Below are 15,118 nucleotides of genomic sequence, written 5' to 3' on the forward strand. Positions count from 1 at the left end.
CCTTCGGGGGCCGCGCTCCCCCGCCATGGCGGCGGCCTCGGCCGAGAGCCGCCTTCCGGGGGCTCCCGGTCCCTGCGTAGGGTTCTCGCGTACGGGTGCACCGTGGCAGGCCAACGCCCGACCGGCGGAGGTGACGCGCTTGGCCGCGACCGAACCCTCTCCTCCGTTCCGCACCCACCCCTTGGACGCTGTGCCCACGCGGCACACGGATGTCTCCGGCGACGTCTGTCTCTCGGGTTTCGCGCGCCCCGAAGCCTCCGCGGAGGCCGCGACGGGCGATGGCGGGCTCGCGGTGATCCGCGCGGTGGCGGCCGCCCGGCCCGGCGCGGACGCGGGAGGGGCCCAGGCGCCGGGTGCCGTCCTGGTGACGGGGCCTCCGGGCACCGGCAAGTCCTGGCTCCTGGCCCGGGCCGCCCGCGAACTCGGCTCCACCGGACGCCACCGCGTCGTCCAGGCGCTCACCACCTCCGGTACGCACTGCCTGCCGCTCGGGGCGCTCGCCCACGTGCTGCCGCCCGGCGGGCCCGCCAGGGCGTCGTCCCTGCTGCGCGCCGCCACGGAGACGCTGTGCGCCCGCTCGGGCCGGCGCCGCCTGGTCGTGGTCGCTGACGACGCGCAGTTCCTGGACGAGGTGTCCACCGCGCTGCTGTACCGCATGGCGTCGGAGGGACGGTGCCTGGCGCTGCTCGCCACCCGCGCCAGGTCCCAGCTCCCGGCCCCCTTCCGGCAACTCGGCAAGCAGGGAAGGGCACTTGACCTGGTCACCTCGGTCCTCACGCGCGACGGCACGCGGGACTTCACCGCGGCGGCCCTCGGCGGCCCCGTCGCGCGGCCCACGGCGGACCGGATGTGGCGGGCCACCGGCGGCGAGCAGGAGATGCTGAGCGAACTGGTGGCCGCCGGGCGGGCGGCGGACGCACTCGTGCCCGTCGCGGGCGTCTGGACGTGGCGCGGGCCCTGGGCCGTCGGCGCGCGCCTGGCCGAACTCGCCGACGAACGCCTGGGGCGGCCGTCTGGCCGGGCTCTTGAGCTGGTCGAGACCGTGGCCCACGGCGACCCCCTCCCCCTCGCCCTGCTCACGGCGGCGTTCACCGCCACCGAGGTGGAGGCGGCCGAGGCCACGGGGGCGATCCGCACGGTGGACTCGCCGGACGGGCCCCTGGTGACGCTGTCCGTCCCCCTGGTGGCGGAGGCGGTACGGGCGCGCTGCCCGACCCTGCGGGCGGCGGGCCGACGGCGGCGGGTCGCGCTCCTGGCGTCCGCCGCCCTGGACACCGCGCTGCGGACCGGCGGGCCGGTGCCTCCGCGCGTGGTGGCCCTGTGCCGGGCGGGCGGCGTGGCCGTGCCGCCGGCGCTCCTGGTGCCCGCGGCTCGCGAGGCGTACGCGGCGGGCGACTTCGCCCGGGCCCGTCAGTGGGCCGCTGAGGCCCTGGCCGCTGAGGCGCGGCCGGCCGGGAGGGCGGAGGGGCACGTCTGCGCGGGCGGCCCCCAGGGCACGGAGGCGGCCTCGCTGCTGTGGCGCGCCGGGCTGCTGGACGCGGGGACCTGTGCTCCGGCGGCGGGCGGTGCCTCGGCGGAGGGTGATGCCCCGGCGATGGGTGGTGCCTCGGCGGCGGGTGGTGCCTCGGCGGCAGCCGCTTCCCCGCGGACGCGGCCTTGTGCGCGGGTGCGCGACGAGCTGGCGCTGGGGGACGCCTGGGCGGTGTTCTGCCACGCGGGCCGGGAGGCGGAGGCACTGCGGATGCTGCGTGCCGCGGCGCGGACGACGGTGGCGCCGGAACGCCTGTGGGCGGCCGAGGCGTTCATGCTCGCCTGTGCGGGCCGCTCACGGGAGGCGCTGCGTCGCGCGGCGGACAGCCGGGGCGCGGACGGGCGCGCCACAGGACAGGGCACTGGGGGCGTCCGCGCGGGCCCCCGCGGCGTGGGCGTGGCGCGCGAGGCTCCCTCGCCCGAGCCGGTGGCGCTCGCGTGGTGCGCGGAGGCGATGGTCCTGTCCCGGCAGGGCCAGTACCTGGCGGCGCTCGCCGCCCTGGATCGCGCCGACGCGGCGACGGCCACGGCGGCGCATCCCTGCCCCTGGCTGCGGGCGGTGCTGGCCCATGTCCGGTGCGAGGCCTACCTGTTGAGCGGAGAGTTCCGGCACGCGGTGCGCGTGGCCACCGACGCCTACGAGGACGCCCTGGCCCGGGAGTGGTCAGGGGCGACGCTCCGGGCCTGTGTGGACCTGGCGCGGGCCGCGCGGCTCCAGGGCTGGATCGGCATGGCCCGCCGCGCGGTGCACGACGGCCTCAGCCTGCTCGACGCGCGGACGGCGGGAGCGCCCGCGGTGCCGTCGCTGCACCGCGAACACGCCGCCCTCGCGGCCCTCGCCGGCGACGCCCGCCTCACCGCGCACGCCTTGGAGCGGGCCGCCGCCGCGCGGGGACACGACCACTTCGACACCGCACCTGGTGTCTGGGCACGGCTGACCCGGGCGTGGGCGGCCCTGGCCGAGGGCGACCGGGCCCGCGCCGGACGGGCCGCGTGGGCGGTGGCGGCGCAGGTCGCGCGCGATCCGGACCTCGTGGGCTTCGCACCGCTGGCGCTGCACGACGCGGTGCGCCTCGGCCAAGCGGCACCCGCGGCGCGGTGGCTGCGGGCCCTGGGCGGCGGCGCCCGGCACGCCTGCGCGGGGCTCGCGCGCGCCCACGCCGAGGCCGGGGCGGAGCGGGACGCGGCGGGTCTGGCGAAGGTGGCGGCGCGCTACGCCGAACGCGCCATGTACCTGCACGCGGCCGAGGCGTGCACCGAGGCGGCGGCCGCGCGCCGGGCGGCGGGCCGCGACGGCGACGCCCAGCGGCTCCGGGCGCGGGCGGCCGTCCTCCTGGACCGTGCGGGCGGCGCGCCCGCGGTCACCGTGCCCTCCGACGGCTCGGCGCAGCTCACGCCCCGCGAGCGCGGCGTCGCCCAGTCCGCGGCCGGTGGCCTGACCAGTCAGCAGATCGCGGCGCTCCTCTCCCTCTCGGTGCGCACCGTGGACAACCATCTGCACCGCGCCTACGGCAAGCTCGGGCTCAGCGGCCGGGGGCAGTTGGCCGCGCTCTTCGGCCCGCGCCCGGAGGACCTGCCCGAGGCCACGCCGACCAGGGGCGTGCCACCGGGAGCCGTGCCGTCCGGAGCCGTGCCTCCCGGAGCCGTGCCGCCCGGGACCCCGCGGGCCGGGGCTCAGAACGCGGCGGCCAGTTCCAGGAACCGCCGCAGGATCAACTCACCGTCCGTACGGAACTCCAGATGAGCCTGCGCGCCCGTGAGGCGGCCGTCCGCCGAGCGGAAGAACTCCACCGGGCACTGGGGGGACCAGCCGGTCACGGCCAGGCCGTCCGACAGGTCCGACAGATAGCGGGTGTGCCGCTGGAAGAGCCGCACGGTGTCACCCACGTAGGTGAAGAGGGGGTCACCGGTGTCGACCGTCACCTCGTGCCCGCCCACCCGCTGCTCCCGCCGGACCAGGGAGCCGCCGCGGGCAAGGCCCATGATGTGCATCCCGCCGCAGACCCCGAGCACGGGGACCCGGCAGCTCTCCACCAGGTCCACGAGCGGGCCGTACGCTCCGCGCGCGTGCGTACCCCGGTCGGCGGGCACCTTGGTGCCGCTCAGCACCAGGGCGCCATGGCCGCCCACCAGGCGGCGGGGCACTTCGCCGCAGCCCACCACGTCGCTCTCGGCCCCGAGCCGGGCCAGCCGGTCGGTCAGCACACCGACCGACAGGCTCCCGTTGTCCACGACCAGCACCCGCATGGGCCCCATCACGCTTCCCTTCCGGCCGGGCGACGGCCCGGCGGCATCCGCGCCCCAGAGAGGACTTCCATGGACGCCCCGTTCTTTCCCCTGTACCCGCAAGACCATCCGCCGACGGCCGCCCGGTACGCACCGGTCGTCGTCGTGCCGCTGCCGGGCGGAACGGCACAGGTCTTCGTCAGCGGCCAGGTCGCCAAGGACGCCGCCGGGCAGCCGACGGCCCTCGGCGACGTCGGCGCCCAGACGGAACGCGTCTTCGACCTCCTGGACTCCGCCCTGGCCGCGGCGGGCGGCGGGCTCGCCGACCTGGTGAGCGTCGTCGTCTACGTCGTGGACATGGCCTCGCTGCCCGCCGTCTCCGCCGTACGCGACCGGCGGCTCGGCGACCCTCCCCCGACCAGCACCGTCCTTGAGGTGTCGGCCCTGGCGAAGCCCGAGTTCCTGGTCGAGGTCAGCGGCGTGGCGATGGTACGTACCGCACCTGACCGCACCTGACCGCGCATGACCGCGCCTGACCGCGTATGACCGCTCCGGACGGCGGGCGGCGGGGAGCGCCCGCGCCGGTGCGGTTCACACCCGAGCCGCCCGCTGTCGCGCCCCGCCGGGGCCCATCGCGCCTCATCGCGCCTCATCCCGCCCGGGGCCCGCATTGGTCCATTCCACTGACGCGCGGCAGGCGATCGCGCTACCCGGGGCGAAAACCCGCGGAAACGTCGCTGACATGGGAAATCCCTTCCCCTGGGCATGATTGACGGATCGTCGGAGAGCGAGTACCACTGACGCACGCCCGGCCCCGCATGCCCCGTTCCGCTCCACCGGCCAGAGGTCCCAGGAGGCTGCCTTGCGAGGATCCGCCCACGTTCCCGAATCCGCCGCCCGCAGACGCACCGTGAGGACGGCGGGCGCCCTCGCGTCGGCCGCTCTGCTGGTGCCGCTCATCGGCGCCGCCCCCGCCCCGCCCGCCGACGGGCCCGCGAGACCCGACTCCCTCCAGCACGCGTTCGCGGCGGCCGCCGCCGAGTACGACGTGCCGCAGAGCGTGCTGCTCGGCGTCTCCTACCTCCAGTCCCGCTGGGACGCCCACGGCGGCGCCCCGAGCGTGACCGGCGGTTACGGCCCGATGCACCTCACCGACGCGCGCACCGCGCTCGCCTCGGCCCCGCACCACAGCGAGGGCGACGAGGACCCGCGCGGCGACGAATCGCGCCCGACGCTGAAGCCGCGCCAGGTACCCGAAGAGGCCCAAGTCCCGGCCCGGCTCAAGACGTTGAAGCGCGCCGCGCGGCTCAGCGGCATCCCCGAGAGCGCGCTGCGCCGGGACGCGGCGGCGAACGTCCGCGGCGGCGCCGCCCTCATCGCCGCCGCCCAGAAGCGCCTCGCCAAGCCGTTCAGCGACGACCCGGCCGACTGGTACGGGGCGGTCGCCGCGTTCTCCGGCGCGGACGAGCAGGCGGGCGCCGCCTCGTACGCCAATGAGGTGTTCGCGGTCATCCGCGACGGTGAGCGGCGCACGACCGACGCCGGGCAGCGGGTGGTGCTCGCCCCGCGGCCGGGCCTCCAGCCGGACGCGGCGCAGGTCGAGCGCATGGGCCTGCGCAAGGCACCCGCGGCGCAGACGGACTGCCCCCGGTCCCTGGCCTGCGAGTGGATCCCGGCTCCGTACGAGGAGTTCGGCGACAACGACTACGGCAACCACGACAAGGCCGAACGGCCCAAGTCCCAGGGCGTCAAGTACATCGTCGTGCACGACACCGAGGGCAGGTGGGAGGGCGTCCTCAAACTCGTCCAGGACCCGACGTACGTGTCCTGGCACTACACCCTGCGCTCGTCCGACGGCCACGTCGCCCAGCACGTGCGCACCAAGGACGTGGCCTGGCACGCGGGCAACTGGTACGTGAACGCGAAGTCGATCGGCCTGGAGCACGAGGGCTTCCTGACGGCGCCCGACACCTGGTACACGGAGGCGATGTACCGTTCGTCGGCGCGCCTGGTGAAGTACCTGGCCAAGCGCTACGACGTCCCGCTGGACCGGCAGCACATCCTCGGCCACGACACGGTTCCGGGCACGACGGCGGCCACCATCCGCGGCATGCACACCGACCCGGGTCCGTACTGGGACTGGCAGCACTACTTCCAGCTCCTCGGCAAGCCGTTCCACCGCTCGGCGGGCCCGCAGGGCGGCCTGGTGACGGTGGCTCCCGAGTTCAGCAGGAACCAGCCGGAGTTCACGGGCTGCGTCAAGCCGGGCGAGAAGTGCGTGCCGCACGGCTCCAGCGCGGTGCGCGTCCACACCGAGCCCCGTGACGACGCGCCGCTCATCAAGGACATCGGCCGCCGTCCGGGCGGTGAGCCGTCCACGATCGACGTGAACGACATGGGTTCGCGCCTGTCCACAGGTCAGCGGTACGCGGTCGCCGACCGCCAGGGCGACTGGACGGCCGTGTGGTACCTGGGCCAGAAGGCGTGGTTCAAGAACCCGAGGAAACAGCCGACGGCCGTGGACGCGCGTGGCCTGACGGTGACGCCGAAGGACGGCGTGGGCGAGGTCCCGGTGTACGGCCGCGCCTACCCGGAGAAGGAGGCGTACCCGCCGGAGGTCCCGGTGCAGGCGGTCTCCCCGCTGCCGTACAAGCTGCTCGCGGGCCAGAAGTACGCCATCGGCGACAAGCTGCCCGGCGAGTATTTCTACGCGCCGACGTTCGACCTGAAGCCGCACCGCGTGGTGCGCGGCAAGGACGTGTACTACGAGATCCAGTTCGGCCACCGGGTGGCGTTCGTGCGGGCGGCCGACGTGAAGGTGGTGCCTTCCGGCTCCTAGCCGCGATCCGCGCCCGGGGCCCGTGCCCCGGGCGCTCCCGGGGAACCGCCGGGCCCGGACCTGCGTGGGGGCAGGCTCGGGCCCGGCGTGCGTGCGCGTGGATCAGCCGGCGGTCTCCGTGCTCCAGATCGGCCGGCCCTGGTGGTAGATGCACACGTTGCCGTCGTCCTGGACGGACAGGAAGGCCCCGTTGCGCCCGGAGGTGTCCGACGCCCAGACGGGGCGGTCGTCCTCGGTGTAGACCACGAGGTTGCCGTCTTCCTGCATGACCGCGCGGTACCCGCCCGGGCGGGTGTCCGGCGACCACACGGGCTTCTCGACGCTGTCCCGGTAGACGACGAAGTTGCCGTCCTCCTGGAGCCGGAGGAGCGTGTGGCCGTTCCCCGAGGTCCAGGCCATGTTGCGGTGGATCGTGCTCGACGGTGTGTTCGGATGGATGTCGTTGTTGCTCATGCGCGACTTTCCTCCCTGCCGAGATGGGCGGACACCCCGCTCCCCCACGACGCTAGGCGTGGCCGCGCCTCATCGCTCAGAACAAAGCACGCCATCCTGAACATGGCGGTACGTATCGGCCAGACTGGCCCGGCGGTGCGCCCCGCGCGGGCGGACAGCCGCAGTGCTGTCGCGCGGGGGCCGGAGAGCGGTGGCTCAGCCCTGCTGGAACAGCTCGGCGGGCAGAGGCTTGAGGAGCGCGTACAGGTCGTCGGTGATGGGGCGGTCCCAGGCCGCGATGGTCACCAGGACGTTGTCACTGCGGTCGAACTGGACGCAGGAGATGCGGCTTTCGGAGAGGCGCAGGCGGCGCACGATCAGGAGGTTGTCCCCCTGCATCACCGGTACGTCCTCGCTGGCGACGACGGTGACCTCCTCGTCGTTCTCCAGCGCGAGGAGGAGCTGGGCCACCTCGAAGGGCACCTCGCCGTCGGCCAGCTCGCGGGCCGGGGAGCCCTCGGGCAGATTGCCGATGATCATCGCGGGGCCGCGGCCGCCGAACAGGTCGTAGCGCAGGAAGACGCCCTGGCAGCTGCCGTCGGGTGCGGGCAGCAGGCCGGCCCCGAGATTGCCGGGCCAGTCACCCGGGTCCATGGCGAGGACATCGAAGTCCGGGCCGGCGGGTGTGGCGGAGCTGCGGCGGCGGAGGAAGGACATGCGGCCATGGTACGTGCCCGCGGTGACGTTTCCGGCCCGGGGGCGGCGGCGAAGAAACCCGTGGTCATCGCGGGCGCCGGGGGTGTGCGAGATCGCCGCGGGCGCCGCCGGGCGGCGCCTCAGGCCGGGCCGCGGGCGCGCTCGTGGTGGCGGGCCACGCGGGCCCGGTTGCCGCAGGACGGCTTGCACCACTCCTGGCGCGGGTGCTCCTTGAGGAAGTACCGCACGCAGCGCGGCGCGTGGCAGGCGCGCAGGCGCTGCCGGTCGGGCCCGGTGATGAAGGCGTGCGCGGCCCGGGCAAGGGCGGCGTCGAGCAGGTCGGCGCGCCGGGCGGCCGAGGGGGGCCCGGCGCCGGGCGCGGGCTCGTCCCGCACGACGGGGTCCGCGCCGCCCGGCCAGGTGAGCACGGGCACGGTGGGCACCTTCGCCGCGGCGTCGTTCAGCCGGGTGACGGCCTCGGCGAGCGGCGGGAGGCGGTGGGCGTCGGCGGGGCTCGGCGCGCCCGGGAGCACCGCGTGCGCGAAGAGCGCGCGGACGGCGGAGCGCACGCCCCGTACGCGATCGAGCCCGGCGGCGTCCGCGCGGTAGCGGTGTGCCGCGAGGGCGTCGGGCAGGAGCCCGGCGTGGTCGCGCACCCAAGCGGTGAGGCCTTCGGGGGTGTCGAGGTCGTCGGCGACGCCGCCGCGTCCGTCGTGGCGGATGGTGGCGGCGAGGCCGAGGGTGAGCCGTGTGGGCGTGGGTGTCTGGGCGGCGGCCTGGGGCGGTGCGGGCATGGGCTAATGATAGGTTCCGCCGCATCCATTAGGCGGGGTTTCCCGTGCAGCTCAGGGGGGGGCGAGAGCGCGGCCCACCGGGACGGTTCGGGCGCCCTTCGCGGCGGGCGGCGCCGCCCGGCCGGCGTCAAGGGCCGTCGCGGGAGCGCGCCCGGAAAGAGGTACCGGTGTCCAGCGTGACCGTACTGAACTACTGGCGGGCCGGGCTCGCCGACGTACCGCACGAGGTGTGGCACCACCCGCGCCTCGAAGTGCTGCTGCTGCCCGACAACGCGCTCACGCGCCTGCCCGCACGTGTCGGCGCGCTGACGTCGCTGCGCACCCTCGACCTCGGCCACAACCAGCTCGCGTCCGTGCCGCGCGAGATCGGCGACCTCACCGCGCTGGGCGACTTCCTGTACCTGCACGACAATCACCTCACCTCGCTGCCCGAGGAATTGGGTCACCTGACGCGGCTCGCGTATCTGAATGTCGGCGAGAACCAGCTCACCGCCCTGCCCGACAGCGTCGGCGCCATGGCGGGCCTGGTCGAGCTGCGCGCCCAGCACAATCGGCTCACCGCGCTCCCCGACTCGCTCGGCGGCCTGCGCGCCCTGCGGGAACTGTGGTTGCGGGGCAACGCGCTCACCTCGCTGCCCGACGCCGTACGCCGGCTGAGCGCCCTGCGCGAACTGGAGCTGCGGGAGAACGCCTTCGCCGCCGTGCCCGAGGCGCTGCGGGGGCTTCCGCTGCTGCGGCGCCTCGATCTGCGGGCCAATCGGCTGCGTGAACTTCCCGGCTGGCTCACCGAGTTGCCGGCATTGGAGAAACTCGATCTCCGCTGGAACGAGGTAAGGGATGGTGATCCCACGGTCGCGGCCCTGCGCGCCCGTGGCTGTGTGGTTCTGCGCTGAGCGGTCCGCACTTCCGCGCCGAACGCCCCGGACGGGGCAGACAATTCCTTGACTTAAAGCACGGGCGCGTTAAGTGCTCTCAAGTACAGGGAGATTTCCGAAGCTGGCATTCCTGTACGTCGCGGACCGCCCGCACGTCTGTGACCTGCGGCTACGTGGAGTCCGAGCGGACACATCGCATCGCTTTGCCCACCGCGGAATTGGCCTTGTCGCGGCGGTATACGGATGCTTCCATTCCCGGGTTGACATGAAAGGCGGCGCCCTACCAAGCTGTCTACCCATGGACCGGTGAAAGAGGGATCTGGATATTCCGCTCCCGTCGATTTCACCGAGGTCCTGGCATATTCCCGCAGTGGCATTGACGCCCGTGCGCACATCGGGCGCGCCACCCGGGGATGCCGCCCGATGAAAGGAACAGTCAACGTTCCAGCGAGTGACCTGGCGACCCGGATCCGGGTGTCATTCCTCTCCGGGCGGTGGAGTGGGCTCCGCCGCCGTCTCCGCGGCTCGCCGGACGAGCCATCGGGCCCCGGCTCGGCCTCCGGCCGCCAGGTCACGTGGCCCCGCTGGGACCTGCCACCGAGAGGAGGAGACCCATGAAGAAGACGCCGCTCCGCCGGGCCGGTGCGATCAGCCCGGGGGCGGCCTTCTTCCACGAGTGCTCCGCACACTGAGCACGGCGGAGCCGGGCCCCGGTCCGGGCCCGGCTCCGTCCTCCTGTCAGCCGTTCGCGCGCTGACGGCGGGCGAGGAGGGAGTCGCGGATCTCACCCGCGCGCACCGCCGTGTTGGACAGCAGCGTCGACGTCAGGCCGTGGGTGTGCTCCGTGCCGCCTTGCAGATAGACGGCGGCGCTGACGTTGGCGTTGGTGGCCACGCGGTGGTCGCGGCTGACGACCAGCTCGTCCTCGTCGTCACGGCGGCACAGCTTGTCGACCTCGCCGAGGCGCTCGCCGAGGCCGCGCGGCCGGTAGCCGGTCGCGTAGACGAGCACGTCGGCGGCCAGCGTCTCGCGCTCCCCGGTGGGCAGGAACTCCACGCCGATGTCGAGGCGGTCCGGGTGCGCGTCGATGTCGCGGATGCGCGTGACGTTCAGCATGCGCAGCCGCTGCCGCCCCTGGACCTTCTCCTGGTACATGGTCTTCGACAGGGACTCGATCAGATCGATGTCCACCACCGAATAGTTGGTGGAGCGGTGGTAGTCGAACAGCGACTGCTTCACCTCCCGGGGCGCGTGGTAGAAGAGGTCCACGGCCTCCGGGTCGAAGATCCGGTTGGCGAAGGGGCTGTCGTCGGCGGGCGTGTAGCCGTACTTGGCGAACACCGAGCAGACCTCGGCGTCCGGGAAGTTCCGGTGCAGGTAGTCGACGCACTCGGCGGCGCTCTGCCCGGCGCCGAGCACGACGGCGCGCCGCACCGGGGTCGCCGTCTCCTTGAGCGCCGCGACCCGCGGGATCAACTGACTGTTGTGGAAGATCCGCTCGGAGTTCTCCATGCCGGGCGGCAGGTGCGGCTCCAGGCCCGTGGCCACGCAGATGCTCCGCGCCCGGCGCACGACGGTCCGGTCCGGGTCGTTCGCGTCGCGGCTGACGACCTCGAAGTGCGTGACCTCGCCGTCCTCCGTCACCGGGCGGACGGCGACGACCTCGGCCGAGTAGTCGACGAGGTCGTCGACGCGGGCCGCGGCCCACTCCAGGTAGTCGTGGAACTCGACGCGCAGCGGGAACAGCGTCTTCTGGTTGAGGAAGTCCACCAGCCTGTCCCGCTCCTGCAAGTAGCACAGGAAGCTGAAGGAGCTCTTCGGATCACGCATCGTGACCAGGTCCTTGAGGAAGGACACCTGCATGGTCGCGTCGTCGATCAACATCCCCCGGTGCCAGCCGAACCGCGGCTGCTTCTCCAGGAATCCGGCGCGTATCCGGTCGCTCTCGCCGAGCCGCGCGTTGTGTTCGTGGACCGCGATCGCGAGCGCCAGGTTCGATGGCCCAAATCCGATCCCCAGGACGTCATACATCGCGTCCGTCCCCCTGTGCTCATTACTCGTCTCCGGCCCACTGTGCACGGCATTCACCCGCTTCATCGCCTCCTTAAGCAGGCACATGTTAGATAAGGTTAGCCTTACCTTGCAATGTCTGAGAAGGAATCACATGCCGGACGCCGCCTCCGGCCACCGGATCCGGGGGTGGCGGACGCCGCGAACCTTGCTTGATTCCGAGGGCGGACCGCCGGGCCACGAGCGGTAAGTGGCCCCGGGCGCCGCCCACTTGAGGGCCCTCCAGTCACGCGTGAGGACGCGACCCCGCCCTCACGGCGCCCAAGGTGACCGTGCGGCCCACATCACAGTCCGAACCGATCGCCGCCGCCACGCGGGACACTTGCGTCCACCGAAGCCTTCCGGCCAACCGCGCCGCGGGCCGGCGATCGCACACGGCTCGCCACCACCCGCCGCCCGACGGATGGTTGAGCACCCTCCCGCACTCCAGGGCAGAGCAGCGGCCCACCATAGAACTTAGGTTAGGCTAAGCTAAACCTATCTTGATCGGCCCGCCCGGAGAGGCGGGCCCGTCCATGAAATGGAGTGGCTCCGTTGAGCGTGACCGCTGCCCGGGGATGGCCCACCAGCGGGGTGCCCGCCAGGATCGACACGTCCGGCGACCCCCTTCCGTGGCCGGAGAAGCTCCAAGGCAGCGCGGTCGTCGTCAAATTCGGCGGCAACGCCATGGTGGACGCGGATCTGCAACGGACGTTCGCCCAGGATGTCGTGGAGCTGTGGCACGCGGGCCTGCGCCCGGTCGTCGTCCACGGCGGCGGGCCGCAGATCAGCGCGATGCTCGACCGCCTCGGCCTCGACACGCGGTTCGAGGCGGGCCTGCGGGTCACGACGCCGGAGACCATGGACGTCGTACGCATGGTCCTCACGGGCCGCGTCCAGCGGGAACTGGTGGGCCACATCAACGCCCACGGACCCTTCGCCGTCGGCATGTCCGGCGAGGACGCCCACACGATGACCGCCGTACCGCGGCCGGCCTGGGTGGACGGCAAGCCGGTGGACATCGGCCTCGTCGGCGACGTCGTGGACGTGAATCCGGACATGGTGCGCACGCTCCTGGAGCAGGGCCACATCCCGGTGGTGTCCCCCGTGGCACGCGGCGAGGACGGCCAGGTCTACAACGTCAACGCCGACCTCGCGGCCTCGGCCCTCGCCGTCGCCCTCGACGCCGAGCGCCTCGTGATGCTCACCGACGTCGAGGGGCTGTACGCGAACTGGCCGCACAGCACCGAGGTGATCGAGCACCTGACGGCCGACGCGCTGGACGGGCTCCTGCCGGGCCTCGCGAGCGGGATGCTGCCGAAGATGGAGGGCTGCCTGCGCGCCGTCCGCGGCGGCGTGCGCAAGGCGCACGTGGTCGACGGCCGGGTGCCGCACGCGGTGCTGCGCAGCGTCCTCGCGCGGACCGTCCCCGGCACCACCGTGGTCCCCGACGACGCCCTCGCGCTCGAAGAGCGGGCCGTCACAGGGACTTCGTGAGGATCCGGGCGTTACGGCGCGGATCGAGGGAAGCCGCCCACGACGGAGGCGCGAGGTGCGCCGTCGTGGGCGTGAACCCGTAGCGGAGGAACAGGCCACCACCGCCGGTCGTGGCCGTGAACAGGGCGCCCAGGCGCTGGGCGTGCGCCGTGGCGAGCACGGCGCGCAGGAGCCCGGCCCCCACGCCGCTGCCCTGCCACTGCCCTGACACGCAGAAGTTGTACACGACGCCCGCGGTGCCTGGGCCCTGCGCCGGGGCCGCCCGGTGCGCGCGCAGGCCCACGCAGCCCGCGAGGGTGCCGTCGGCTGCCTCCGCCACCAGGAAGTCGGCCGCGTGCGCGGCGTAGAGCGACACCGGCCGCTCCCGCAGCGCGCCCGAGCGCACGAAGGGCCGGGACAGTTCCGCGAGCGCCGCCGCGTCCTCCTGGCGGGCGGTGCGCACCGAGTGCGTCGGCACGGGCCGGGCGTGCGCCTGCGGAGCAGGGCGCGGCGTAGCCGTGATCAAGGCTTTCCTTCCTCGGTTCCACGATCGAAGAACGGCTCGTCGCCGCGTTCCCCTGACGGGGCATCAAAGTAAGGTCAGCCTTACCGTTCACTGCCCGGCCGCGCCGCGTCCGCGGGCGGCCGGTCGGCTCGACCTCGTCAGGCGTCCATGGACGCCACGAGGGAGCGGGGACGCAGATCGGTCCAGTGGGTCTCGACGTACTCCAGGCACGCGTCGCGGGTGTTCTCCGCGAAGACGACCGTCCACCCGCCGGGGACCTCGGCGAACGAAGGCCACAGCGAGTGCTGGCCCTCCTCGTTCGTCAGGACGAGGAAGCGGCCTTCGGTATCGTCAAACGGGTTGGTGCTCATGTTCGTTGTCTCCTCGGGATCGACGGGCCGGCACCGGCCGCGTCGAGCATGCGATGCAGCTCGTCGGCACGCGCCGGAAAGGGAGAGGCGCGCCACGATTAGGTTAGGCTCACCTAATTAAGATTAGCCTATTCCTTCCCCATCCCTCTCACAAGGAGCGGTCCTGTCGTGACGGAACCTGCCCCCGGCCTCGCAGCCGGAATCGACGACACCCTCGACGAGTTCGGACTGCCCGGCGCACCCGACTCCGACACGTTCTGGGCGGCTGTCGGAGCACCCGTGTCGGTCCCCGCCGACGACGGCGGCTGGGTGACCCTGTTCCTGTGGCGCGGCTCCCCCGCGACCCTCGACTTCGAGAGCTGGTCGGAGCCGGTGCCGCTGCGCCGCTGGGCCGACACGGACTGCTGGTACGCCAAGGTCCGCATGCCCGCGCGGCTGCGAGTCACCTATCAGTTCCGCGCGGACGACGCCGCGTACGCCGACCCCTTCAACCCGGTGGGCGCGGGCGGCGACCGCTCCATCGCCGCCACCCCGGACGCCCCGGCGCAGCCGCACTGGCCCGTCGTCGGCTCCGACGACGTCCTGCCGCTGCCCCGCACCCGGCTGCGCTGGGCCAGTGAACGGCTCGGCGGGCGGCGCACGGTGCGCGTCCACCCCGTGGGCGGCGGCGGGCCGGTGGTGCTCCTGCTCGACGGGGACGACTGGCTGTACCTGCACCCCGCCATGACCGCCTTCGACGCGGCCGCCGCCGCGGGTGAGCTGCCCGACTGCACCCTCGTCTTCCTTCCCGCCAAGGACAGGGCGGCCGAGTTCGGGTGCCGCCCGGAGCTGTGGGAGGCGGTCCGCGACGAACTCCTGCCGCTGGTCGCCGAGTCCGGCGTCCGCGCCGACCGGGACCGTCTGGTGGTCGCCGGGCAGAGCCTCGGCGGGCTGAGCGCGGTCCACGCGGCCCTGGAGTACCCGGACCTGGTGTCCCGCGTCGCCTGCCAGTCGGGCTCCTTCTGGTGGACGCCCGACGCCATGGACACGGCCGACCCGCTGGGAGGGCCGGTCGGCGGGACCGTCGCCGCGCGCCTGCGGGAGCGCCCCGACCTGTCCGGCCTGCGGGTCGCGTTCGACGTCGGGGAACACGAGACGCGGATGCTGCCCCACTGCGAGCTGACCGAGACCCTTGCCGAACAGGCGGGCGCGACCGTGCGGGTCTCGCGGTCGGCGGCGGGCCACGACCGCGCGGGCTGGCGGCACGCGCTGCTCCGCGACGTGGCCTGGGCGCTCGCCTGACCGGCTGAAGAGCGCGGCGGAAACGACTCGGCGGTCCCGGGGAG

At 73.8% G+C, this 15,118-nt stretch carries 13 protein-coding genes; 6 read left to right on the forward strand and 7 right to left on the reverse strand.

Annotated elements, in window-relative coordinates:
• Positions 1-139: 139 nt before the first annotated feature.
• A complete protein-coding gene (locus tag AC07GB_RS13090) occupies positions 140-3,274 on the forward strand; it encodes a helix-turn-helix transcriptional regulator (protein WP_478844585.1) in 3,135 nt (1,044 codons plus the stop codon).
• Here AC07GB_RS13090 and AC07GB_RS13095 read toward each other — a convergent pair.
• Complete coding sequence (locus AC07GB_RS13095; protein ID WP_478844586.1) at positions 3,205-3,786, reverse strand: glutamine amidotransferase-related protein; 582 nt, start codon at positions 3,784-3,786, stop codon at positions 3,205-3,207. The genes AC07GB_RS13090 and AC07GB_RS13095 overlap by 70 nt on opposite strands.
• Before the next feature lie 60 nt (positions 3,787-3,846).
• On the opposite strand from AC07GB_RS13095, the gene AC07GB_RS13100 reads away from it, so the two are divergent.
• Both AC07GB_RS13100 and AC07GB_RS13105 read left to right on the forward strand, forming a co-directional pair.
• A complete protein-coding gene (locus tag AC07GB_RS13100; protein ID WP_478844588.1) occupies positions 3,847-4,272 on the forward strand; it encodes a RidA family protein in 426 nt (141 codons plus the stop codon).
• A gap of 346 nt (positions 4,273-4,618) precedes the next feature.
• Positions 4,619-6,595, forward strand: a complete 1,977-nt coding sequence (locus tag AC07GB_RS13105; RefSeq protein ID WP_478844589.1) for an N-acetylmuramoyl-L-alanine amidase — start codon at positions 4,619-4,621, stop codon at positions 6,593-6,595.
• 102 nt (positions 6,596-6,697) lie between these two features.
• Here AC07GB_RS13105 and AC07GB_RS13110 read toward each other — a convergent pair whose 3' ends face one another.
• From AC07GB_RS13110 to AC07GB_RS13120, 3 genes are all read right to left on the reverse strand, one after another.
• A complete protein-coding gene (locus AC07GB_RS13110; protein ID WP_478844591.1) occupies positions 6,698-7,048 on the reverse strand; it encodes a hypothetical protein in 351 nt (116 codons plus the stop codon).
• A 195-nt stretch (positions 7,049-7,243) separates the two neighbouring features.
• On the reverse strand, positions 7,244-7,744 hold the full coding sequence (locus tag AC07GB_RS13115) for a hypothetical protein (protein ID WP_478844593.1): 501 nt from the start codon (positions 7,742-7,744) through the stop codon (positions 7,244-7,246).
• A gap of 119 nt (positions 7,745-7,863) precedes the next feature.
• Positions 7,864-8,517 carry a CGNR zinc finger domain-containing protein gene (locus AC07GB_RS13120; protein ID WP_478844594.1) on the reverse strand — a complete coding sequence of 218 codons (654 nt, stop codon included), beginning with the start codon at positions 8,515-8,517 and terminating at the stop codon, positions 7,864-7,866.
• 167 nt (positions 8,518-8,684) lie between these two features.
• On the opposite strand from AC07GB_RS13120, the gene AC07GB_RS13125 reads away from it, so the two are divergent.
• Positions 8,685-9,410, forward strand: coding sequence for a leucine-rich repeat domain-containing protein (locus tag AC07GB_RS13125; RefSeq protein ID WP_478844596.1), 726 nt, complete (start codon positions 8,685-8,687; stop codon positions 9,408-9,410).
• Between the two features lie 720 nt (positions 9,411-10,130).
• Here the strand turns inward: AC07GB_RS13125 and AC07GB_RS13130 are convergent.
• Positions 10,131-11,489 carry a lysine N(6)-hydroxylase/L-ornithine N(5)-oxygenase family protein gene (locus AC07GB_RS13130; RefSeq protein ID WP_478844598.1) on the reverse strand — a complete coding sequence of 453 codons (1,359 nt, stop codon included), beginning with the start codon at positions 11,487-11,489 and terminating at the stop codon, positions 10,131-10,133.
• 639 nt (positions 11,490-12,128) lie between these two features.
• Between AC07GB_RS13130 and argB the strand changes: the two genes are divergently transcribed.
• Positions 12,129-12,938 carry an acetylglutamate kinase gene (argB, locus tag AC07GB_RS13135; protein WP_478844847.1) on the forward strand — a complete coding sequence of 270 codons (810 nt, stop codon included), beginning with the start codon at positions 12,129-12,131 and terminating at the stop codon, positions 12,936-12,938.
• On the opposite strand, the gene AC07GB_RS13140 is transcribed toward argB, so the two are convergent.
• Entirely contained in the window at positions 12,922-13,443 is a 522-nt protein-coding gene (locus AC07GB_RS13140) for a GNAT family N-acetyltransferase (protein ID WP_478844600.1), read from the reverse strand. The genes argB and AC07GB_RS13140 overlap by 17 nt on opposite strands.
• Before the next feature lie 137 nt (positions 13,444-13,580).
• Positions 13,581-13,793, reverse strand: coding sequence for an MbtH family protein (locus AC07GB_RS13145; protein ID WP_478844602.1), 213 nt, complete (start codon positions 13,791-13,793; stop codon positions 13,581-13,583).
• A 168-nt stretch (positions 13,794-13,961) separates the two neighbouring features.
• Between AC07GB_RS13145 and AC07GB_RS13150 the strand changes: the two genes are divergently transcribed.
• Positions 13,962-15,074, forward strand: a complete 1,113-nt coding sequence (locus AC07GB_RS13150; protein WP_478844604.1) for an alpha/beta hydrolase-fold protein — start codon at positions 13,962-13,964, stop codon at positions 15,072-15,074.
• Positions 15,075-15,118: the final 44 nt, after the last annotated feature.

The sequence above is a fragment of the Streptomyces sp. NPDC045778 genome, from assembly GCF_056431945.1.